The organism is Prauserella alba (assembly GCF_024171735.1).
Lineage (GTDB): Bacteria > Actinomycetota > Actinomycetes > Mycobacteriales > Pseudonocardiaceae > Prauserella > Prauserella alba.
This window is the reverse complement of the sequence record NZ_JAMTCH010000004.1, coordinates 279,006-300,780: the sequence shown is the minus strand read 5'-3', so window position 1 is coordinate 300,780 and position 21,775 is coordinate 279,006. Positions and strand designations below refer to the sequence as shown.

Here is a 21,775-nt window from a genome sequence, read left to right as displayed (position 1 = left end):
ACGGCCTCCCGTCACCCGGCGGGAGGCCGTTGCGCTGTGCACGGCCGGAACGCCCCGGAGCACGCGGCTGCGTTCCTGCCCCCAGGGGCACCTTCGTTGCATTCAATGCGACCAAAGTGCCCTTGGGGGCGTCGGTGGACCCGTCAGTCGGCAGGGGGGAGCCGGCTGAGGTAGGCGTCGCGAGAGGGGAGCAGGTGCTCGCGGCACGTCTCGGCCAGCGTCTCGGTGTCACCGTGGCGCAGCGCGTCGATCATCGCCCAGTGCTCGCGCCTGCTCTGCTCCAGAAACTCGGGCGACGTCACGGTGACGGACCGGATCGCATGCGCCATCTGTGCGTGCCTGCGGATCGCCTCCACCAGGACGGTGTTGTCGGACAGTCCGAACAGGGTCCGGTGGAACTCCATATTGGCCTTGGTCACCTCACGCAGCTCACCGCCGTCGATGCCGGTGTCGTGACGGCGCTGGATGGCGACGAGCTCGTCGAGCCGGTCGGATCGCACCGGCACGGGGATCAACCGTGCGCAGTGAACCTCCAGTAGCTCCCGCACCTCGTAGAGATCGCGTACCTCCTGCGCTGTGTAAGCCTTGACGAACGCTCCCACGTTCGGTTTCCGCTCGACGAGTCCCCGGTTCTCGAGTTCCTGCAGCGCACTGCGCACGACGTGGCGCTTCGCGGCGAACGCGCGCATCAGCTCGTCCTCCACGAGCCGCTCCCTCGGGTATCGCAGCCCGAGCACGATCTGCTCCTCCAGTTGTTCGAGCAGGGACAACTCGCCTCTACCTCCATCACGTGCCGGCGCGGGCGAGTCAGTTTCCCACGACTGGTTGCTCCCGCTCCACGACCGTGGTTAGATGTCGCCGTTTTCATCGAATAAATTATTGATAATGAGGTCGATAATGACTGACGGCGCGTGCGACGCGGAAGACTCCACTCAGGGCATGACGCGGGGACTGCCCAACTACGGCGACTCCGGGTTCTCGCTGTTCCTGCGCAAGGCGTTCATCAAGGGAGCGGGGTACACCGACGACGCGCTCGACCGCACGGTCGTCGGCATCGTCAACACCGGCAGCGGGTTCAACCCCTGCCACGGCAACATGCCGCAGCTCATCGACGCGGTGAAGCGGGGCGTGATGCTCGCGGGCGGCCTGCCCGTCGACTTCCCGACGATCTCGTTGCACGAGAGCTTCTCGAACCCGACGAGCATGTACCTGCGCAACCTCATGTCGATGGACACCGAAGAGATGATCAAGGCGCTGCCGCTCGACGCCGTCGTGCTCATCGGCGGGTGCGACAAGACGGTCCCGGCACAGCTGATGGGTGCCGCGTCCGCGGAGATCCCCGCGATCCAGCTCGTCACCGGGTCCATGCTGACCGGCGGGCACCGCGGTGAGCGGGTGGGCGCCTGCACCGACTGCCGCGCGTTCTGGGGCAAGTACCGCGGCGACGAGATCGACGAGCAGGAGATCTCCGACGTCAACTCGAGCCTGGTCGGCAGTGTCGGCACCTGCTCGGTCATGGGCACCGCGAGCACCATGGCCGGGATCGCCGAAGCCATGGGCATCGCCCTGCCCGGCAGCGCCACGCCGCCGGCCGTCACCGCCGATCGCATGCGCATCGCCGAGAAGACGGGCACGCGCGCCGTCGGTATCGCCCGCGAGCGGCTCACCGTCGACAAGATCCTCACCGAGTCGTCGTTCGAGAACGCCCTGCGCGTGCTGCTCGCCCTCGGCGGGTCGACCAACGGACTCGTCCACCTCGCCGCCGTCGCGGGGAGGCTCGGGTTCGACCTCGATCTCGCGACGTTCGACCAGCTGAGCCGGGAGACGCCGGTGCTGGTCAACCTCAAGCCCGCCGGGTCGCACTACATGGAGGACCTGCATCGGGCCGGCGGCATCCCGGTGCTGCTCGACCGGCTGCGCGACCTCGTCGACCTGGACGCACTCACCATCACGGGCCGCACCCTCGGCGAGGAGCTCGCCGACCGCGACACCTCGTTCACCCAGGACGTCGTCCGGCCGCGCGAGGACCCGATCTACCCGGCGGGCAGCATCGCCGTGCTTCGCGGCAATCTCGCGCCGGGAGGGGCGATCGTCAAGCAGGCCGCCGCCACACCGGAGCTGCTCGAGCACACCGGCCGTGCCGTCGTGTTCGAGAACTCCGCCGACATGGCCGAGCGCATCGACGACGAGGACCTCGACGTGCACGCCGACGACGTACTCATGCTCAAGAACATCGGCCCCCTCGGCGCGCCCGGCATGCCCGAGGCCGGGTACATCCCCATCCCGAAGAAGCTCGCCCGGCAGGGCGTTAAGGACATGGTCCGCATCTCCGACGGGCGCATGTCCGGTACCGCGCGGGGCACGATCGTGCTGCACGTGTCCCCGGAGTCGGCGGTCGGTGGTCCGCTCGCGTACGTGCGAGACGGCGACACCGTGCGGCTCAGCGTGGCCGACCGGGTGCTGTCGCTCGAGGTGTCCGACGAGGAACTCGCCACCCGCCGTGAGCAGAAGCCCGTTACGGCGCAGCAACCCCCGGCGCGCGGCTACCGGAGGCTGTTCGTCGACCAGGTCACCCAGGCCGAGGACGGCGCCGATTTCCGGTTCCTGCAGGCCGAGTCGATGCGGGCCACGGTGCCGCGCGCTCGCTGAACCCCCTCATTCCGCTTCCCCGCGGACATTCTCCCTCAACCCACCCGTCCCTTTTAGACAATCAATGGTGATGTCATGACATCCACGACGTGGACCCTCATTGCGGCGGTCCTCGCCATCGCGCTGCTGCTCGGCCTGGTCATCTGGGTCCGGTTGCAGGCGTTCATCGCACTACTGATCGCGAGTATCGGGTTCGGACTCGCCACCGGCACCAGCCCCGGTGACCTCGTCGAGCTCATCGTCGAGGAGATGGGAGGTGGACTCGGCCAGGTCGCGCTCGTCGTCGGCCTGGGTGCCGTGTTCGGGCACGTGCTCCAGCGGGCCGGTGCCGCCGAGCGGCTCGCCTCGACCCTGATCGACCGCTTCTCCGAGAAGCATGTCGCCTGGGGGCTGGGATTCGCGGGCTTCCTCGTGTCGATCGCCGTGTTCATCGACGTCGCGATCGTGATCCTCGTGCCGATGCTGTACACGATCGCGAAGCGCACCGGGAAGTCACTGCTGTTCTACGGCATCCCGCTGTGTGCGGGCGTGAGTGTCACGCACACCTTCATCCCGCCGACCCCGGGGCCGATCGCCACGGCCGGCATCATGAACGCCGACCTCGGCCTGGTGATCCTCTTCGGCGTGATCTGCGGTCTGCCCGCGATGGCCATCGCGGGGCCGATCTTCGGCCGCTGGATCTCGAAGCGGATCTTCGTGCCCGTGCCCGCCGAACTCGACGCCGCCCGCGGCGAGGCCGACGAACGCGACCCGGACACGCTGCCGCGGTTCGGTGCCGTCGTCGGTGCCCTGCTGCTGCCACTGGTACTGATCCTCGCGGGCACGACCAGCGAGGCCGTGCTGCCCGAGGGCAACGCCGCCGCAACCACGTTGGCGTTCATCGGGCACCCGGTCATCGCGCTGCTGCTGACCTGTCTGTACACGCTGTACTTCTTCGGCGTGCGGCGCGGTGCCAGCAGGGACGAACTGCAGCAGATGACGACCTCTGCGCTCGGTCCCGCCGGTGTCATCATCCTGATCACCGGCGCGGGGAGCGTGTTCGGCGGCCTGCTCGTCGACTCCGGCATCGGTGACGTGCTCGCCGGCTGGATGAGTGACATGAACATGCCGCTCGTGCTGTTCGGGTTCGTGACCGCGTCGATCATCCGCATCTCGCAGGGTTCGGGCACCGTCGCGATGATCACGGGCGCCACGCTCACCGCCCCGTTGGCCACGACGATGGGCGCAGGCGACGCGGTCGTCGCACTGACCTGCATCGCGATCGCCAGTGGCGCCGCCGCGTTCTCCCACGTGAACGACTCCGGCTTCTGGATGGCGAACCGCTACTTCGGCATGTCCGTCGCCGACACGCTGAAGTCGTGGACCGTGATGAAGACGATCGTCGGCGTCACCGGCTGTGTCGTCGCGACCGTGCTGAGTTTCTTCGTCTGACGTGCCGCAAGCGCTCGCGGGCCCCGCACCGAGCGTGGTGCGGGGCCCGCGCTCGTGCCCCCAGGGGCACTTTGGTGGCATTCAACGCGACCAAAGTGCCCTTGGGGGCGTCACCGTGGCGGGAATGCCCGCGGCCCGGACCGCGTTGCAGGTGGTGACGGGCGATCTGGCAGAATCGACCCGCTGACGTCCGGTTCCGGTTCACCTTCCTCGCACCGGCGGGGCAGGACCCGGGATCACGAAGAGAGGACACCATGAAGAGCGGTATTCACCCCGACTACGTCGTGACCGAGGTCGTCTGCGGCTGCGGCAACACGTTCACCACGCGCAGCACGCGGGAGTCCGGTCACATCTACGTCGAGATCTGCTCGGCGTGCCACCCGTTCTACACCGGTAAGCAGAAGATTCTGGACACCGGTGGCCGCGTCGCCCGCTTCGAGGCGCGCTACGGCAAGCGCGGCAAGAAGGCCGACGCCAAGTAGCTTCATCGACGGCGCCCGTACCTGCCTCTGTGGCGGGTACGGGCGCCGCTTTGTATTTCGGCGGTCCGGCATTCCGGCGGCTCGCCCGGCGAGGTGATCAACGAAGGAGCAGTGCAGTGGAATCAGCGTCCCTGAAGGGGCTGCTCGACGAGTACGCCGAGCTCGAGGAGGCGCTCGGCGATCCGGCCGTGCACGCCGATCAGGCGCGGGCGCGGAAGCTGGGGCGCCGGTACGCCGAGCTCTCGCCGGTGGTCAAGACGGTTCACGAGCTCGAGGGCGTGAAATCGGACCTCGCGGCGGCGAAGGAGCTCGCCTCGGACGACCCTGCGTTCGCCGAGGAGGCCGAGCAGCTCGAGGAGCGCATTCCCGCGCTTGAGGCGAAGCTGACCGAACTGCTCCTGCCACGCGATCCCCACGACGGTGCCGACGTCGTGATGGAGATCAAGTCCGGCGAGGGCGGCGAGGAGTCGGCGCTGTTCGCGGGCGATCTGCTGCGCATGTACCTGCGGTACGCCGAGCGGCGCGGCTGGAAGGCCGAAGTGCTCGGCTCCACCGAGTCCGAACTGGGCGGCTACAAGGACGTCACGGTGTCGGTGAAGACCAAGGAAACGACCGCGGACGGCGTGTGGTCGCGGCTCAAGTTCGAAGGCGGCGTGCACCGGGTGCAGCGGGTGCCCGCGACCGAGTCGCAGGGGCGGATCCACACCTCGGCCGCCGGCGTGCTGATCTACCCCGAACCGGAGGAGGTCGAGGTGGAGATCGACTCGAACGACCTGCGCATCGACGCTTTCCGCTCGTCCGGCCCCGGCGGGCAGAGCGTGAACACGACCGACTCGGCGATCCGTGTGACGCACCTGCCGACCGGCGTCGTCGTCTCCTGCCAGAACGAGAAGTCGCAGATCCAGAACCGGGCGCGCGCGATCCAGGTGCTGCAGGCGCGGCTGCAGGCGATGGCCGAGGAGGAGGCGGCCGCGAAGGCCGCCGACGCGCGGCGGTCGCAGGTCCGGACCGTCGACCGGTCCGAGCGGGTGCGCACCTACAACTTTCCCGAGAACCGCATCTCGGACCATCGCGTCAACTTCAAGGCTTACAACCTCGACCAGGTGCTCGACGGCGAACTCGACGCCGTGCTCGACGCGCTGCAGGCCGCCGACCGCGAGGAGCGCATGGCCGAGTCACAGGTCTGACGCGCGTGGCGGCGGCCGAGCGCCGGTAGCCGGATCGAGGTCGCTCAGTTCAGGCCCATTGTCGTCGCGAAGCGTTCCATGCGTTCGGCGAACCCGTCCACCTCGCCGAAGTGCACGGCCATCGTGGCCGCGCCGGCGGCCGCGAAGGCCATCGTCATGTCGGCCACGTCGGTGAGCGTGCCGTCGACGTCGAGGCCGGACCACTCGGTGCGCACGGTCGGCTGTACCTGCCGGCCTGCGCCGGCGAGTTCGCGCAGCCGCGCGGCGCGCCGGCCGAACTCCTCGGGGCCGATACCCACGGCCTGCCACTCGTCGGCGAACCGGGCGGCCCTGCGGAGTGCACCTTCCGAGCCGCCGCCCACCATCAGCGGAACGGGCGTACGTGGGACCGGCTCGAACACGTGCCCTTCCACCGGATCGCGGCCCGCGAACAGCTCTCGTAGCAGTGCGAGCGTCTCGTCGGTGTTCGCACCGCGTGCGGCGAAGTCCGCTCCCACGGCGGCGAACTCTGTGGCGTCCCACCCCGTGCCCACACCGAGCGTCAACCGGCCACCGGAGAGGCGGTGCAGGGTCGCGGCCTGTTTTGCGACCGAGAACGGCTCCCGCAGCGGCAGCACCAGTACGGATGTGCCCAGCCGAAGTTGCCTCGTGTGCCCCGCGAGGTGCGCCAGTGTGACCAGGGGTTCGTACACGCCGCCGTGTACCCGTCCGAACGGCCCGGGCGGGAGCAGGTGGTCGGGCAGCCACGCCGCCCGGTAGCCGAGCTGTTCGGCCAGCACGGCGAGCTCGCCGAGCGCTGCGGGGTCCATGGCCGGATCCTCGTCGGGCAGCACCACATCCAGGCCGATCACGCGGTGGTCTCCTTCCCTGAGAGGAACAGCTGGACCGCGGCGAGCCACGCGCCAGGGGCCTCGTCGCCGATGAGGTGCCCCGCGTCGATCTCGACCAGCTCCGCGTGGGGAATCCCCTCGGCCAGCTCGCGGGACAGCGACGGCCCGGTGAGTGCGTCCGACGTCGTCGAGACGACCAACGTCGGTGCGCGCACGTCTCGCAGCTCCGCACGGGTGTCGACCGCCACGCCCAGTGCGACGTGTTCCGGGCTGCCCGGCGGAATGTTCGCGGCAAGGTTGTCGACGGCGGCGTCGACTTCGGACGGGGTGAGCGCGTTCAGGGCACGGTCACCGGGGGCGAGGAGCGTCAGGAACTTCGCCAGCAGGCGACGGTCGCCCCGCAACAGCTCGGCCCAGATCTCGAGCGCCAACCGCAGCCTGTTGTCCGGCTTGGCGAACCCTGCGGTGAGGATCACGTTGTCGACGTGGTCGGGATGGCGGGTCGCGAGCCGGACGGCGACGGCGGTGCCGAGCGAATAGCCGACGACGGACCACCGCTGTAGGCCGGCGTCGAGGGCGATCCGCACCAGTTCGTCGGCGACGTCGTCCAGGTCGAGTGGTTCGCTGCTGCGCGGCGTCGCTCCGGAGCCCGGATAGTCGGCTCCGATCACGGTGTGGGTGCGAGCGAGGTCATCGATCACGGGCCCGAAGTTGGCGTCGACGGATCCGCCCGCACCGTGGGCCAATAGCAGGCCCGGCCCGTGGCCGCGGACCGTCGCGGTGAAATTTCCATTCATGGCGCGACGTTATGAGCTGACATCGGTGTGAAGGTCAACTCCGGCGAAGGGAACGCGGTGCTGATCGGGGAACTCGCGAGGCGTACGGGGGTCAGCCCGCGCCTGCTGCGGTACTACGAGGACCAGGGGCTGATCGGCGCGCGCCGCGGAGCCAACGGGTATCGCACCTACGACGAAGGGGCTGTCACCACCGTCCGGCAGATCAGGGCGCTGCTCGCCGCCGGCCTGTCGACCGAGGTGATCCGGACGGTGCTGCCGTGCGCCGAGGGGGAGGAGCCGCAACTCGAGCTGTGCCCCGAGCTCGTCGCAACCCTCCACCGGGAACTGGCGGCCATGGACGAGGCGATCGCGTCGATGCGGCGCACCCGAGCCGCACTCGCGGGGTACGTCCCGCCCGGAGGCTGACGAATATGCCAGGGTAGAAGGGTGAACAGACAGCCTCTCCGCCTGGCGATCCTGGAGGCGACGCGCATCCTCGAGCAGGCCGGTGTGGCCTCGGCGCGTAACGACGCGGAGCTCATCGCGGCCCACGTGCTGGGGATCGACCGTGGCCGGCTCCCCCTGACACCGCTGGTCGATCCGCCCGTGGTCGAGTCGATGCGCCGCGTCGTCGAACAGCGTGCCAAGCGAGTGCCGCTGCAGCACCTCACCGGCTGGGCAGCCCTCGGCGACATCACCGTCGACGTCGGCGCCGGGGTGTTCGTGCCGCGTCCGGAGACCGAGCTGCTCCTCGAATGGGGACTGAAGCTGTTGAAGGGGCGCGAGTACCCCGTGGTCGTCGACCTGTGCACGGGTTCGGGCGCGCTCGCACTGGCCGTCGCCCATGCTCGTCCCGACGCGGTGGTCTACGCCGTCGACAACGACCCCACCGCGCTCGCCTGGGCGCGGCACAACGCCGACGCCCGCGCCACGGCGGGTGACACGCCCGTCCGGCTGTACTCCGGCGACGTCACCGATCCGACCGTGTTCGCCGAACTCGACGGGCTCGTCGACCTGGTGCTGTGCAACCCGCCGTACGTCCCCGAAGGCACGGACGTCTCGCGCGAGGTCGCCGACCACGACCCGCCGCAGGCCGTGTTCGCACCCGGGGGAGGGCTTGCCGTCATCCGGCACGTGGTCGGCATGGCCGCACGGCTGCTCAAACCCGGCGGCGGCGTGGCGATGGAACACGACGACACCCACGGCGGCGCCGTGCCGGAACTGCTGCGCGCGCGGAAGGTGCTGTCGGACGTGGCCGATCACCAGGACCTCGCGGGCCGCGCGCGGTTCGCCACCGCACTGCGGGGGTGAGACGCGCTACCGCGTCAGCCCCTCGTTGAGAAACGCGAGTGCGGTGGCCGAAAGCAGGACGGCGACGAACAGATAGACCATGACTCCGGTGAGCACCGCCTTACCCGCCGACCATCTCGGGTCATGCCTCCCCGCAAGCCAGACGAGCAGGGTGACCAGGACATAGCCGACGAGCATCAACGGCCAGAACACGACCGTCATGAGCCCGCCGCTCAGCGCAGTGATGTCGAGCAGCACGTGCGCCGCGAACAGCGGCAGCAGGACCAGCAGCGTCCGTCCGAACCCGGCGAGACCCCGCCAGCTCCGGGCGTCACCGTGTTCGTCGGCTCCCTCGGGCGGCGTCATCATCGACGTCCAGTCCATCACGACGCCGGTGGAGCCGCACGAGGTGCGCCGCCGGTGGGCTTTTCGCCGGCGCCGACCGCCGCTGCGAACGGTCGGCACCGGCGGGTCTAAGCTGCGGTCATGAGCGTGGTCTACGACTGCAGCGACCCGGATGCCCGCACCGACGGACTCAAGGCCGCGGCCGCATCGGTCCGTTCGGGGCGGCTCGTGGTGCTGCCCACCGACACCGTCTACGGCATCGGTGCGGACGCCTTCGACTCCGCCGCCGTACGCGCACTTCTGCAGGCCAAGCACCGAGGACCCGACATGCCGGTCGGCGTGCTCGTCGGCTCGTGGTCCACAGTGGACGGGCTCGTGCTCGGGGTGCCGCAGCAGGCGCGCGCCCTCATCGAGGCGTTCTGGCCCGGCGACCTGTCGATCGTGCTGCCGCACGCGCCGAGCCTGAACTGGGACCTCGGCACCACCCGCGGCACCGTGATGCTCCGGATGCCGCTGCACCCGGTGGCGCTCGAGCTGCTCCGCGAGGTCGGCCCGATGGCCGTCTCCAGCGCCAACGTCTCCGGCAAACCCGCGGCCGCCAACGCGCAGGAGGCCAAGGACCAGCTGGGCGAATCGGTGTCGGTGTACCTCGACGGCGGTCCCAGTGGTGAGCCGGTGCCGTCCACGATCGTCGATCTGACCGGTCCGGCGCCCGTGATGCTGCGGGAAGGTGCCGTGACCGCCGCCGCGGTGTCCGAGGTACTCGGCGTCGAACTCGGCCCGCAGGAGTGACGTCGTCGGCATGGCGATAGCGTTGCCCGCCGTGACCTCCCACCGACTGGCCGGGGCCCACCGGATCCCCGGAGACCACCGCATGGCCGGGCCCCGGGGTGTCACCGGAACGGGGCGCCCGTGACTCCGACGGCGGGTCTGCCCATCCGCGAGTACATCCTGGTCGCGCTCGTGTCCGCGGCCGTGACGTTCCTGCTCACCGCGCTCGTGCGGAAGTTCGCCATGAAGTCGGGCGCCGTCGCCGTCCCGCGGCAGCGGGACGTGCACGTGGTGCCCATCCCGCGCATGGGCGGGCTCGCGATGTACTTCGGCGTCGTCGGCGGGATGGCGCTGGCGCACCAGCTGCCCGTGTTGCGGCGCGCGTTCGAGTACTCCTACGACCCGCTGGCGGTGCTCATCGGCGGCGCGGTGATCGTGCTCATCGGCGCGCTCGACGACCGGTTCGAGCTCGACGCGTGGACGAAACTCGCGGGCCAGGTCATGTGCGCGGGCATTCTGGTGCTGTTCGGACTCCAGTGGGTCTCGTTCTGGGTCCCGTGGGGCGGCGAGGGGGAAGCGCTCGGCCAGGTGCTGATCCTCGACCGCAACCAGGGCGGGCTGCTCGCGGTGCTGCTCGTCGTGGTGATGGTCAACGCGATGAACTTCGTCGACGGCCTCGACGGGCTGGCGGGTGGCCTCGGGCTCATCGCCGCCGCCGCGACGTGTGCGTTCTCGCTCGGTCTGCTCGCCTCGTCCGGCGGGGACGTCGGGACCTACCCGCCCGCGCTGATCGCCGCGACGCTGGCGGGCGCCTGCCTGGGCTTCCTGCCCCACAACTTCCAGCCCGCGAAGATCTTCATGGGCGATTCCGGGTCGATGATGATCGGTCTCATGCTGGCCGCGGCCAGCACATCGGCGTCCGGGAAGATCAACTACACCTCGTTCGACGCGACCGATGTCGTCGCGCTGCTGTCTCCGCTGTTCGTGGTGGCCGCGGTGCTGTTCCTGCCTCTGTTGGACCTCGTGATGGCCGTCGTGCGGCGAACCCGCCGGGGCGAGAGCCCGTTCGCGGCCGACAAGATGCACCTGCACCACCGGCTGCTCGAGATCGGCCACTCGCAGCGCCGCGCCGTGCTGCTGATCTACCTGTGGGCGGGGCTGCTGGCGTTCGGGGCGGTCACGGTGACCCTGTTCGACACCTCCGCCGTGTTCTGGATCACGTGTTTCGGCCTGCTCGTCGCAGCCGCCATCTCGGTGGTTCCTAGACTGAAATCCCGAAACCAGGGAGTGTCACGTGACTGAGAGCAACAACAGTGTCGACGGCCAAGCCGTCGGCGGAGTAGAGGGCGCGGACCGCACCGCGGGGGCAGGACGCAGCCCGCACGCACAGCAGGTGATCCGACTCGCCGACAACATGCTGCGGATCGCCGTCTGGCCTGCCGCTGGCACCGTGGTGCTCGGCGCCGTCGTAGCCACCGTGTGGGTCGGGCTGACCGGCCTCTGGGGTGCGCTCGTGGGTGGCGTGCTCGGCTTCTCGTCGTCGCTGGTCACGCTGTGGCTGATGCGCAAGACGTCGGGGATGCAACCGATGGCGGTGATGGCCGTCTCACTGGGCGGTTACATCCTGAAGCTGCTGGTGCTTTTCGCTGCGATGACGCTGCTCGGTGGCATCTCGGCGCTGCACTCGTACGCGCTCGCCTTCACCTTCCTCGCCGTGGTTCTGGTGTGGGCGGGTTCCGAGGTGCTCGCCTTCCAGCGGACCAAGATCCCGACGATCATCCCGGAGAGCAGTTCCTGACCAGCACACAGCGGCGGTCCGGGCTTTAGGAGTACAGGCGTACGGCGACGTGCGGGCAGCTGATATGGTCCCGCCCAACGGAGGCGGTCCGACCCGTTTCCGGGGTGTATCTCGAACGAGTGCGAGCATGCCGACCGATGTTGCCGGCGTCTGACCGCCTCGATGAGTGATCACACTCGGGGTGCGGGAGCGGGTCCTACTACGCCAGGTGGTACCGCTTCCGAGTATCCGATTCGTGTCGGGTACGTTAAGCCCAGATCGTGACGATTCCCCCGGCGGAGTTAACGCCGGCCGGGAGAACCGGAAGGAGCCCAATTGGGCGCGCTGGTATCAGCCGCAGGTGGCGAGTTCAATCCCCCCGGTGCCGGAAGCTTCAACCTGCCTCCTCTCTTCGGCGAGGGCACGTTCGTCACGAAGCCCATGGTGCTCGTGGTGTTGTCGGCCGTCATCATCGCGGCCTTCTTCCTGCTTGCCACGCGGAAGCTGAGTGTGGTTCCCGGCAAGTTCCAGTTTGCCGCCGAGTCCGTCTACGACTTCGGCCGCAACAACATCGCCCGGGAACAGATCGGATCCCAGGACTTCCGGCCGTTCATCCCGCTGATTCTCGGCCTCTTCACGTTCGTGCTGGTCAACAACATCTTCGGGATCATTCCGGTCGTCCAGTTCCCGACGTTCTCGCACATCGGATTCCCGTTGGCGCTGTCGTTGCTGGTCGTCTATCCCGTGTACCACATCGTCGGCATGCGCAGGCACGGCGTCGGCGGATACCTGAAGAATCAGCTGCTCCCGGCGGGTGTGCCGAAGCCGATCTACCTTCTGCTGACCCCGATCGAGTTCTTCCAGAAGTTCCTGATGAACCCGATCACGCTGGCGATTCGAGTTTTCGCAGCGATGTTCGCAGGCCATCTGATTCTCATGGTCTTCGCCATGGGTGGCGAGTATCTGCTGCTCGAGGCGGGCGGCGTGCTCAAGGCCGGTTCGGCCGTCGCGTTCGCTTTCGCCATCGTGCTGACCTTTGTCGAGGCGCTGATCCAGGTGATCCAGGCCTACGTGTTCGCGGTGCTCTCCGCGGGCTACATCGGCGCGGCTCTGGCCGCGGACCACTGAGAGAGATAACGACAAGCCCCGATCCGCATCCTGCGGAACGAGTTGAAAGGGAAGTGCAAGTGAGCAACATTGTTCTCGCGCAGGCCTCCGAGGCTGCAGCCAACATCAACCCGGGTCTCGCCGCGATCGGCTACGGCCTCGGCGCCATCGGCCCCGGTATCGGTGTGGGCCTGATCTGGGCAGCGGTCATTCAGGGCACCGCCCGCCAGCCCGAGGCCCAGGGCAAGCTGATGGGTATCGCCTGGACCACCTTCGTGCTCACCGAGGTGCTCGCGCTGATCGGCCTGGTCATCTACTTCATCGCTTCCGGTGGCTGATTCGACATCGGTCATTCCGGTGGTTGAATCGACCGGACGTCGATAGGGAGACGTGGTGTTGAACAAGGCGATGATTCTCGCGGCGGAGGAGCCGAGCCCAGTCCTGCCGCACGTCGGCGAGATGATCCTCGGTCTGGTCGCGTTCCTGATCCTCGTGTGGGTGCTGTGGAAGTACGCGGTACCTCGCTTCGAGAAGCTATACGAGGAGCGGGCCGCCAAGATCGAGGGCGGTATCGAGAAGGCGGAGAAGGCTCAGGCCGAAGCCGAGCAGGCGCTGGAGCAGTACAAGGCGCAGCTGGCCGAGGCGCGGTCCGAGGCCGCCAAGATCCGCGACGACGCACGGCTCGAGGCCGAGACGATCAAGGCGGAACTGCGTACCGAGGCGGAGCAGGAAGCGAGCCGGATCGTCGCTCAGGGCGAGGCGCAGCTGCAGCAGCAACGTGCGCAGCTCGTCGCTGAGCTGCGCGCCGACCTCGGCCGCAACTCGGTGGCGTTGGCCAGCCGGATCGTCGGTGAGTCGCTGGAAGACGAAGCCCGCAGGCGCGGCACCGTCGACCGGTTCCTCGCCGAACTCGACGCCGGTGCCGACGGCGCCGGAGCCAGGAACTAGGAGTAGGCGCACATGACGCTGCATGCTGCGAGCCGGGACGCTCTTGGCTTCGCCGAGACCCGTCTCGACGAGGTGCTCGGCGATGCGGGCACGAACCCGTCCGCCGTCGGGGAAGAGCTGCTCTCCGTGGTGGAACTGCTCACCAGGGAGGTGGGGTTGCGGCGGGCCGTCGGCGACGGCTCGTCCGATCCCGAGGCCCGCAAGCGGCTCGTCAGGTCGTTGCTGCAAGGCAAGGTGTCCGAACCCGCCCTCGGCGTGCTCGACACCGTGGTGGGCAGCCGCTGGTCCAGCCCGCGTGAGCTGCTGGACGGCCTGGAGACCGTCGCCCGCAAGGCGCTGCTGATCAGCGCCGACAAGGCCGGGAAACTGGACACGGTCGAGGCGGAGCTGTTCCAGCTCGCCCGTATCGTCGAAGCGGAGCCGGAACTGGAGCGGTCGCTGGCCGACCAGGTCGGTTCCGTCGCCGGACGACGGTCGCTGTTGCGCGGTCTGGTCGGCGAGAAGGTCGACGCGGTCACGCTCGTACTTGCCGAACAGGTCGTGGCACGTCCGGGTGGACGTGGCATCGCGACCGGTATCGACGCGCTCGTCGAGCAAGCCGCGGCGTACCGCTCGAAGTCGGTCGCGTACGTCAGGAGCGCCACCGCGCTGACCGGCGGTCAGCGGGAGCAGCTGACCGCGCGGCTCGAGCAGATCTACGGGCGCAGGCTGGCCCTGCACGTCGAGGTCGACGACAAGGTGGGTGCCGGGCTCGTCGTCCGCGTCGGCGACGAGGTCATCGACGGAAGCGTCGCGGGTCGCATCGAGGCGTTGCGCAGGCAGCTCGCGAGCTGACGGCGCGGACGCAAGACAAACTTTGCACAGTGGCAAGACACGAAGTGAGAGCGGGAACGACATGACGGAGCTGACGATCTCCTCGGATGAGATCCGCAGTGCGATCGAGAACTACGTCTCGAGTTACTCCCCGGAGGTAAGCCGGGAAGAGGTCGGCGTCGTCGTCGACACCGGTGACGGTGTCGCCCACGTCGAGGGCCTGCCGTCGACCATGGCCAACGAGCTGCTGGAGTTCCCCGGCGGCGTCTACGGCGTTGCGCAGAACCTGGAGCCGCGTGAGATCGGCGTGGTGCTGCTCGGCGACTTCGAGAAGATCGAAGAGGGCCAGGAGGTCAAGCGCACGGGGCGGATCCTGTCGGTGCCGGTCGGTGAGAACTTCCTCGGTCGCGTCATCGACCCGCTCGGCGCCCCGATCGACGGCCTCGGCGACATCGAGTCGGACGAGCGCCGCGCCCTGGAGCTGCAGGCAGCCTCGGTGGTCGAGCGGCAGCCGGTCGACGAACCGCTGGCGACCGGTATCACCGCCATCGACGCGATGACGCCGATCGGCCGCGGCCAGCGTCAGCTGATCATCGGCGACCGCAAGACGGGTAAGACCGCGGTCTGCATCGACACGATCATCAACCAGAAGGCGAACTGGGAGAGCGGCGACCCGGACAAGCAGGTCCGCTGCATCTACGTCGCCATCGGCCAGAAGGGCTCGACGGTCGCCGCGGTGCGCAAGTCCCTCGAGGACGCGGGTGCCCTGGAGTACACGACCATCGTCGCCGCCCCGGCTTCCGACCCGGCCGGCTTCAAGTGGCTGGCGCCGTACTCGGGTTCGGCCCTCGGCCAGCACTGGATGTACCAGGGCAAGCACGTCCTGATCGTCTTCGACGACCTGACCAAGCAGGCCGAGGCCTACCGAGCGATCTCGCTGCTGCTGCGTCGTCCGCCGGGCCGCGAGGCGTTCCCCGGTGACGTCTTCTACTTGCACTCGCGCCTGCTCGAGCGCTGCGCCAAGCTCTCGGACGAGCTGGGCGGCGGTTCGCTGACGGGGCTGCCTGTCATCGAGACGAAGGCCAACGACATCTCGGCCTACATTCCGACGAACGTCATCTCGATCACCGACGGGCAGTGCTTCTTCCAGTCGGACAAGTTCAACTCGGGCCAGCGTCCGGCCGTCGACACCACGACCTCGGTGTCGCGAGTCGGTGGTGACGCGCAGACGAAGGCCATGAAGAAGGTCGCCGGTACGCTCCGTATCGACCTGTCGCAGTACGAGGAGCTCAAGGCGTTCTCCGCCTTCGCCTCCGACCTCGACGCGGCCTCGAAGGCCCAGCTGGACCGTGGTGTCCGCCTGTACGAGCTGCTCAAGCAGCCGCAGTACTCGCCGGTTCCGGTCGAGCAGCAGGTCGTCACCGTCTACCTCGGCACCAACGGGCACTTCGACGACGTCCCCGTCGAGGACGCCGCGCGGTTCAACACCGAGCTGCTCGAGAACATGCGGCACAAGCACGAGGACGTCCTGGCGGAGATCCGCGACACCGGGCAGTGGAACGACGAGCTGGCCGAGAAGGTCGCCGCCGCCGCCACCGAGTTCAAGAAGGGCTTCACCACCTCGGAAGGCAACCAGCTGGGCGAGGTCGAGGCCGACGCGATGGACGCCGAGAAGGTCGGACAGGAATCCGTGAAGGTGAACCGTCCGGCTCCGAAGAAGTAGTGGGCGGTAGCCATGGCACAGCTTCGTGAGCTCCGGTCGAAGATCCGGTCCACCAAGAACATCGGCAAGATCACCAAGGCGATGGAACTCATCGCCACCTCGCGCATCAGCAAGGCGCAGGCGAGGGTCGAGGCCGCGCGTCCGTACGCGACGGAGATCACCGAGGTGCTCTCCGCGCTGGCGACCGCGTCCTCGAACCTGGACCACCCGCTCCTGGTCGAGCGCGAACCGGTACGTCGGGTCGCCGTGCTCGTCGTGACCAGTGACAAGGGGCTGTGCGGTGGCTACAACGCCAACGTCCTGCGGGCCACCGAGGAGCTCCTCTCGCTCCTGCGTGAACAGGGCAAGGACCCACAGCTCTACGTCATCGGCGGCAAGGGTGTGAACTACTACACGTTCCGCGGCCGGGAGATGTCCGGCAGCTGGACCGGGTTCTCCCAGCAGCCGCACTACGAGAACGCGGCGGAGGTCGGCGAGACCCTGGTCGAGGCGTTCCTCGCCGGTGGTGACGACGAGGGCGGCAACGCGGGCCCCGACGGGATGCTGGGCGTGGACGAACTCCACATCGTCTACACCGAGTTCCGGTCCATGCTGACGCAGACACCGGTGGCCAAGCGGATGGCGCCGCTGGAGGTCGAGTACGCCGACGGTGAGGACGGTGCCGCCGCGGAAGGCGGTGGGGTCGCACCGGCGTACGACTTCGAGCCGAACGCGGAGGCGCTGCTCGGCACCCTGTTGCCGAAGTACATCAACACGCGGATCTTCGCGGCGTTGCTGGAAGCGGCGGCATCCGAGCTTGCGGCCCAGCGGAACGCCATGAAGGCGGCGTCGGACAACGCCAGCGAGCTCGTGGAGACCTACACCCGGCTGGCGAACCAGGCCCGCCAGGCCCAGATCACCCAGGAGATCAGCGAAATCGTCGGCGGAGTGGATGCGCTCGCCGCAGTAGGAAGTGATGACTGAGCTATGACTAGCACTGAAGCTGCCGTCAAGGGGCGCATCGTCTCGGTGACCGGTCCGGTCGTCGACGTGGAATTCCCGCGCGGCCACATCCCCGAGCTCAACAACGCGCTCAAAGCCGAGATCGAGTTCGCCGATCTCCGCAAGACCGTGACCCTCGAGGTCGCGCAGCATCTCGGCGACAACCTGGTCCGTGCGATCTCGCTCGCACCGCAGGACGGTCTGGTGCGTGGCGCCGAGGTCACCGACACGGGCGGAGCGATCTCCGTGCCGGTCGGCGACAAGGTCAAGGGCCACGTGTACAACGCCCTCGGCGAGTGCCTCGACGAGCCGGGCTACGGCTCCGACATGGAGCACTGGAGCATCCACCGCAACCCGCCGGCGTTCGACCAGCTCGAAGGCCGTACGCAGGTGCTGCAGACCGGCCTGAAGGTCATCGACCTGCTCACCCCGTACGTGCAGGGTGGCAAGATCGGTCTGTTCGGCGGTGCCGGTGTGGGCAAGACGGTGCTGATCAAGGAGATGATCACCCGTATTGCCAAGAACTTCGGTGGTAGCTCGGTGTTCGCCGGTGTCGGCGAGCGCACGCGTGAGGGCACCGACATGTTCCTCGAGCTGAGCGAGGACGGCACCATCGACAACACGGCCCTCGTGTTCGGCCAGATGGACGAGCCGCCGGGCACGCGTATGCGCGTCGCGCTGTCCGCGCTGACGATGGCCGAGTACTTCCGTGACGTCCAGAACCAGGACGTGCTGCTGTTCATCGACAACATCTTCCGGTTCACGCAGGCGGGCCAGGAGGTCTCGACCCTGCTGGGCCGGATGCCCTCCGCCGTGGGTTACCAGCCGACGCTGGCGGACGAGATGGGTGTGCTGCAGGAGCGGATCACCTCGACCAAGGGTCGTTCGATCACCTCGATGCAGGCGGTCTACGTGCCGGCCGACGACTACACCGACCCGGCTCCGGCGGCCACGTTCGCCCACCTCGACGCCACCACCGAGCTCTCGCGTGGCGTGTTCCAGAAGGGCATCTTCCCCGCGGTGGACCCGCTGGCGTCGAGCTCCACGATCCTGGACCCGGCGATCGTCGGTGACGAGCACTACCGCGTGGCCTCCGAGGTCATCCGGATCCTGCAGAAGTACAAGGAGCTGCAGGACATCATCGCGATCCTCGGTATGGACGAGCTGTCCGAAGAGGACAAGCTCACGGTGCAGCGTGCCCGCCGCATCGAGCGTTTCCTCTCGCAGAACATGCTCGTCGCGGAGGTCTTCACGGGCCAGCCCGGTTCGACCGTGCCGGTGACCGAGACCGTCGAGGCGTTCGGCAAGATCGCGCAGGGCGACTTCGACCACTACCCGGAGCAGGCGTTCCTGGGCATCGGTGGCCTCGAGGACCTCGAGAAGAAGTACCACGAGCTCACCGGTAAATGACCGGCTGAACTCGAGCGACACATACGGTGCGACGGGGCCGGGAGACTTCCGGTCCCGTCGCTTCCGTACTCACCCCTGGCAAGAACGGCGTGGCGGTTACACTGGCGCCAGCGCTGATGGAGAAGGAGACCCCACGTGGCTGAGATGTCCGTCGAGTTGGTCGCCGTCGAACGGCGGCTGTGGTCCGGCCAGGCCTCGTTCGTCGTTGCGCAGACCACCGAAGGCGAGATCGGCATTTTGCCGAGCCACGAGCCGATGCTCGGCCAAATGGTCGAGGGCGGTGTGGTCAAGGTGACGACGACGGCAGGCGACACCGTGACGGCCGCGGTGCACGGTGGTTTCCTTTCAGTGACCGCCGAGCGTGTGAGCGTCCTCGCCGAGAGCGCCGAGCTGGGCGAGGAAGTCGACGTCGAAGCCGCGCGGGCGGCGCTGACCGACGACGACGAGGTGGAACGCGAGAGAGCGACCGCGAAACTCCGCGCAGCCGGCCAGTCGGTCTGACAGGCGAGACCAGCAGAGGCGAGTGGCCGTGGACGCAGCGATCGTGGTCTTAGCCCTCCTGCTGGTCCTGCTCGTCTTCGCGCTCTGGTACGGCCTGCGTTGGGTCGCGATGCGCCGCCGTGGCGGTGTGAGCGTGGCGCTGCGCTGGGACCCCGACCGGGAGCGTTCCGGCTGGCACCTGGGGATCGCGCGTTACCACGGCGAGCAGTTCCTCTGGTATCGCGTGTGGAGCCTGCGCAGCGGCCCGGACCGGGTACTGGCTCGGGAGGGGCTGGAGATCGCGGATCGGCGTGATCCCATCGGCACCGAGTCCTATGCCGTCCCGTCCGGTTCGACCGTGTTGCGCTGCCAACCTGCGCGCGGTGAGCCCATCGAGGTGGCGATGGGCCCGGATGCGCTGACCGGGTTCCTGTCCTGGCTCGAATCCGCCCCGCCCGGAAGGCGCATCCGCCGCGCCTCCTGACACGCGTGTCCTGCGTTCGGACACGCGTGTTCTGCGTTTAGGACCGCGTGTCCTGCGTTCGCACGTCGCCCGGCCACCACCTCTCGGCGACGCGCTGCCGCGCGACTGCACCCTCTCGCGTGCTCCGCTCCCACTCGTCACCCGGCCACCTCTTACTCAACGCGCGCTCCTGCGCGGCTGCGTCACGCGCGCTCGGATTCCGGGGCTGGTCGCATCGCCGAAAGGCGTGATGGCCGACGACCTGCTCTGAGCGACGGGCGGAGTCGTCCCCCAGAGCAGGTCCCGAGACCGTGCTCAGCGGCCGCCGCCCGGTTGCCACAGGACGTCGCCGTCCGGGTTGGCCAGCCGGGCGAGGATGAACAGCAGGTCGGACAGGCGGTTGAGGTACTTCACCGCGAGGGTGTTGGTGCGGTCCGGGTCGGCTTCCGCGAGCTCCCATGCCGACCGCTCCGCGCGCCGGGCGACGGTGCGTGCCTGGTGCAGCAGGGCAGCGCCCGCGGTGCCGCCGGGCAGGATGAACGAGGTCAGCTTGCCGAGGCGTTCGTTGAACTCGTCGCACCAGCCTTCGAGTCGTTCGATGTAGGGCTCCGTCACGCGCAACGGCGGGTACTCCGGGTCGGCGGTGATGGGGGAGCACAGGTCCGCGCCGACGTCGAACAGGTCGTTCTGCACCCCGCGGAGCACGTCGGCGACCTCGTCGGACAGGCCGCCGAGGGCGATCGCGACGCCGATGACGGAGTTCGTCTCGTCGACGTCGGCGTAGGCGCCGAGGCGCGGGTCGGTCTTGGCGACGCGGGAACCGTCGCCGAGGGCGGTGGTGCCGGTGTCGCCGACCTTGGTGTACACGCGGTTGATCCGGACAGACATGCGACGAGGCTACGTCAGGTTCCGGTGTGCGGGGCATCGTCGGGCGGAGATCATCCGTTTCGGCCGTGGCCGAATTGTGACCATCCTTGCCGTAAGCATGCCCCTGCGCAGAGTGCGTGACTCGGACGGGCAAGATGTCCGCATGAGCGAGCACTTCGACGTACATGGCGGAGCGCGCCTGACCGGCGAGGTCGAGGTCGTCGGAGCCAAGAACAGCGTGCTGAAGCTGATGGCGGCGGCGCTGCTCGCGGAGGGCACGACCACGATCACGAACTGCCCGCGGATCCTCGACGTGCCGCTGATGGCCGACGTGTTGCGCAGCGTCGGCTGCCACGTCGAGATCGAGGACGACGTGGTGCGCATCACCACCCCCGCGGAGCTGTCGCACGAGGCGTCCTCGAGCGCGATGAGCAAGCTGCGGGCCTCGGTCTGTGTGCTGGGGCCACTGGTCGGCAAGCTGAAGAAGGCCGTCGTGGCGCTGCCTGGCGGGGACGCGATCGGCTCGCGGCCGCTGGACATGCACCAGAACGGACTTCGCAAACTCGGCGCGACCAGTGCGATCGAGCACGGCTGCGTGGTCGCGCAGGCCGAGGGACTGCACGGGGCGCAGATCTGGCTCGACTTCCCCAGCGTCGGTGCCACCGAGAACATCCTCATGGCGGCCGTCCTCGCCGAGGGCACGACGGTGATCGACAACGCCGCTCGGGAGCCGGAGATCGCCGACATCGCGGCGATGCTCGGCGAGATGGGCGCTCGGATCGAGGGCGCGGGCACGTCGACGTTGACCGTCGAGGGCGTGGCGGAGCTCAAGCCGACCGAACACCGCGTGATCGGTGACCGGATCGTCGGCGCGACCTGGGCGTTCGCGGCCGCGATGACCCGGGGTGACGTGACCGTCAAAGGGGTCGACCCGCACCACCTCGAACTCGTCCTGGAGAAGCTGCGCCTGGCAGGTGCCGAGGTGACGACCTATGACGGCAAGGGCTTCCGTGTTCAGCAGCCGGAGCGGCCGCAGTCGGTCGACTTCGTGACGTTGCCGTATCCCGGTTTCGCCACCGACCTGCAGCCGTTCGCGGTCGCGCTGTCGTCGGTGTCCGACGGCACGTCCATGATCACGGAGAACGTCTACGAGGCGCGATTCCGCTTCATCGAGGAGATGGTGCGGCTCGGTGCCGACGCGCGGACGGACGGCCATCACGCCGTCGTACGCGGGGTGGACCAGCTGTCGAGTGCGCCCGTGTGGGCGTCCGACATCCGCGCGGGCGCGGGCCTGGTGCTGGCGGGCCTGTGCGCAGACGGGATCACGGGGGTGTGGGACGTGTTCCACATCGACCGCGGCTATCCGCACTTCGTGGAGAACCTCAACCGGCTCGGTGCGCGCATCGACCGGGTCGGCGGCCCGGGGCCGGACGGCGCCTGAGCGG

Annotated in this window: 24 protein-coding genes; 19 read left to right on the top strand and 5 right to left on the bottom strand. The window is 68.6% G+C overall.

What is annotated here, in order from left to right; translation table 11 throughout:
• Positions 1–143 precede the first annotated feature (143 nt).
• The gene (locus tag LY12_RS10365; protein ID WP_253855467.1) at positions 144–770 is read right to left on the bottom strand and encodes a GntR family transcriptional regulator; all 627 of its coding nucleotides are present in this window, start codon (positions 768–770) and stop codon (positions 144–146) included.
• A gap of 127 nt (positions 771–897) precedes the next feature.
• Between LY12_RS10365 and LY12_RS10360 the strand changes: the two genes are divergently transcribed.
• The 4 genes from LY12_RS10360 to prfA all read left to right on the top strand — a co-directional run bounded on the left by LY12_RS10360 (position 898) and on the right by prfA (position 5,749).
• Complete coding sequence (locus tag LY12_RS10360) at positions 898–2,649, top strand: IlvD/Edd family dehydratase (protein WP_253855465.1); 1,752 nt, start codon at positions 898–900, stop codon at positions 2,647–2,649.
• Positions 2,650–2,724: 75 nt separating this feature from the next.
• Positions 2,725–4,080 (top strand): GntP family permease, encoded by a 1,356-nt coding sequence (locus LY12_RS10355; protein ID WP_253855463.1) that lies wholly within the window; start codon positions 2,725–2,727, stop codon positions 4,078–4,080.
• A gap of 254 nt (positions 4,081–4,334) precedes the next feature.
• Complete coding sequence (gene rpmE, locus LY12_RS10350; RefSeq protein WP_183656661.1) at positions 4,335–4,562, top strand: 50S ribosomal protein L31; 228 nt, start codon at positions 4,335–4,337, stop codon at positions 4,560–4,562.
• A 116-nt stretch (positions 4,563–4,678) separates the two neighbouring features.
• Positions 4,679–5,749 carry a peptide chain release factor 1 gene (gene prfA, locus LY12_RS10345; protein ID WP_253855461.1) on the top strand — a complete coding sequence of 357 codons (1,071 nt, stop codon included), beginning with the start codon at positions 4,679–4,681 and terminating at the stop codon, positions 5,747–5,749.
• A 44-nt stretch (positions 5,750–5,793) separates the two neighbouring features.
• Here the strand turns inward: prfA and LY12_RS10340 are convergent, their stop codons facing one another.
• The gene (locus LY12_RS10340; protein WP_253855459.1) at positions 5,794–6,600 is read right to left on the bottom strand and encodes a TIGR03619 family F420-dependent LLM class oxidoreductase; all 807 of its coding nucleotides are present in this window, start codon (positions 6,598–6,600) and stop codon (positions 5,794–5,796) included.
• Positions 6,597–7,376 (bottom strand): alpha/beta fold hydrolase, encoded by a 780-nt coding sequence (locus LY12_RS10335; RefSeq protein ID WP_253855457.1) that lies wholly within the window; start codon positions 7,374–7,376, stop codon positions 6,597–6,599. Before LY12_RS10335 ends, LY12_RS10340 begins: the two co-directional genes overlap by 4 nt.
• A 57-nt stretch (positions 7,377–7,433) precedes the next feature.
• Between LY12_RS10335 and LY12_RS10330 the strand changes: the two genes are divergently transcribed.
• Together LY12_RS10330 and prmC are read left to right on the top strand one after the other, a co-directional pair.
• Entirely contained in the window at positions 7,434–7,781 is a 348-nt protein-coding gene (locus tag LY12_RS10330) for a MerR family transcriptional regulator (RefSeq protein ID WP_253857280.1), read from the top strand.
• A gap of 21 nt (positions 7,782–7,802) precedes the next feature.
• Complete coding sequence (prmC, locus tag LY12_RS10325) at positions 7,803–8,666, top strand: peptide chain release factor N(5)-glutamine methyltransferase (RefSeq protein WP_253855455.1); 864 nt, start codon at positions 7,803–7,805, stop codon at positions 8,664–8,666.
• Positions 8,667–8,672: 6 nt separating this feature from the next.
• Here the strand turns inward: prmC and LY12_RS10320 are convergent, their stop codons facing one another.
• On the bottom strand, positions 8,673–9,029 hold the full coding sequence (locus LY12_RS10320; protein ID WP_253855453.1) for a hypothetical protein: 357 nt from the start codon (positions 9,027–9,029) through the stop codon (positions 8,673–8,675).
• Between the two features lie 102 nt (positions 9,030–9,131).
• Here LY12_RS10320 and LY12_RS10315 point away from each other — a divergent pair, with 102 nt between their 5' ends.
• From LY12_RS10315 to LY12_RS10260, 12 genes are all read left to right on the top strand, one after another.
• Positions 9,132–9,782, top strand: coding sequence for an L-threonylcarbamoyladenylate synthase (locus LY12_RS10315; protein ID WP_253855451.1), 651 nt, complete (start codon positions 9,132–9,134; stop codon positions 9,780–9,782).
• A gap of 120 nt (positions 9,783–9,902) precedes the next feature.
• A complete protein-coding gene (locus LY12_RS10310; RefSeq protein WP_253855449.1) occupies positions 9,903–11,063 on the top strand; it encodes a glycosyltransferase family 4 protein in 1,161 nt (386 codons plus the stop codon).
• The gene (locus LY12_RS10305) at positions 11,056–11,559 is read left to right on the top strand and encodes a Cg1360 family ATP-synthase-associated protein (RefSeq protein WP_253855447.1); all 504 of its coding nucleotides are present in this window, start codon (positions 11,056–11,058) and stop codon (positions 11,557–11,559) included. Before LY12_RS10310 ends, LY12_RS10305 begins: the two co-directional genes overlap by 8 nt.
• Positions 11,560–11,874: 315 nt before the next feature.
• Positions 11,875–12,666, top strand: a complete 792-nt coding sequence (atpB, locus tag LY12_RS10300) for a F0F1 ATP synthase subunit A (RefSeq protein WP_253855445.1) — start codon at positions 11,875–11,877, stop codon at positions 12,664–12,666.
• Positions 12,667–12,725: 59 nt separating this feature from the next.
• On the top strand, positions 12,726–12,983 hold the full coding sequence (locus LY12_RS10295) for an ATP synthase subunit C-like protein (protein WP_253855443.1): 258 nt from the start codon (positions 12,726–12,728) through the stop codon (positions 12,981–12,983).
• A 70-nt stretch (positions 12,984–13,053) separates the two neighbouring features.
• Positions 13,054–13,593: a F0F1 ATP synthase subunit B gene (locus tag LY12_RS10290; RefSeq protein WP_253857278.1), complete on the top strand. Its 540-nt coding sequence runs from the start codon at positions 13,054–13,056 to the stop codon at positions 13,591–13,593.
• Between the two features lie 12 nt (positions 13,594–13,605).
• Entirely contained in the window at positions 13,606–14,427 is an 822-nt protein-coding gene (locus LY12_RS10285) for a F0F1 ATP synthase subunit delta (RefSeq protein WP_253855442.1), read from the top strand.
• A 61-nt stretch (positions 14,428–14,488) separates the two neighbouring features.
• Complete coding sequence (gene atpA, locus LY12_RS10280; protein ID WP_253855440.1) at positions 14,489–16,129, top strand: F0F1 ATP synthase subunit alpha; 1,641 nt, start codon at positions 14,489–14,491, stop codon at positions 16,127–16,129.
• Positions 16,130–16,141: 12 nt separating this feature from the next.
• On the top strand, positions 16,142–17,092 hold the full coding sequence (locus LY12_RS10275) for a F0F1 ATP synthase subunit gamma (RefSeq protein WP_253855438.1): 951 nt from the start codon (positions 16,142–16,144) through the stop codon (positions 17,090–17,092).
• A gap of 3 nt (positions 17,093–17,095) precedes the next feature.
• Positions 17,096–18,520, top strand: coding sequence for a F0F1 ATP synthase subunit beta (gene atpD, locus LY12_RS10270; RefSeq protein WP_253855437.1), 1,425 nt, complete (start codon positions 17,096–17,098; stop codon positions 18,518–18,520).
• 135 nt (positions 18,521–18,655) lie between these two features.
• Positions 18,656–19,021 carry a F0F1 ATP synthase subunit epsilon gene (locus LY12_RS10265; protein ID WP_253855435.1) on the top strand — a complete coding sequence of 122 codons (366 nt, stop codon included), beginning with the start codon at positions 18,656–18,658 and terminating at the stop codon, positions 19,019–19,021.
• A gap of 28 nt (positions 19,022–19,049) precedes the next feature.
• Positions 19,050–19,484 (top strand): DUF2550 domain-containing protein, encoded by a 435-nt coding sequence (locus LY12_RS10260; protein ID WP_253855433.1) that lies wholly within the window; start codon positions 19,050–19,052, stop codon positions 19,482–19,484.
• 294 nt (positions 19,485–19,778) lie between these two features.
• On the opposite strand, the gene LY12_RS10255 is transcribed toward LY12_RS10260, so the two are convergent.
• The gene (locus tag LY12_RS10255) at positions 19,779–20,351 is read right to left on the bottom strand and encodes a cob(I)yrinic acid a,c-diamide adenosyltransferase (protein ID WP_253855431.1); all 573 of its coding nucleotides are present in this window, start codon (positions 20,349–20,351) and stop codon (positions 19,779–19,781) included.
• Positions 20,352–20,493: 142 nt separating this feature from the next.
• Here LY12_RS10255 and murA point away from each other — a divergent pair, with 142 nt between their 5' ends.
• The gene (gene murA / locus LY12_RS10250) at positions 20,494–21,771 is read left to right on the top strand and encodes a UDP-N-acetylglucosamine 1-carboxyvinyltransferase (protein WP_253855429.1); all 1,278 of its coding nucleotides are present in this window, start codon (positions 20,494–20,496) and stop codon (positions 21,769–21,771) included.
• The last annotated feature ends 4 nt before the right edge of the window (positions 21,772–21,775 follow it).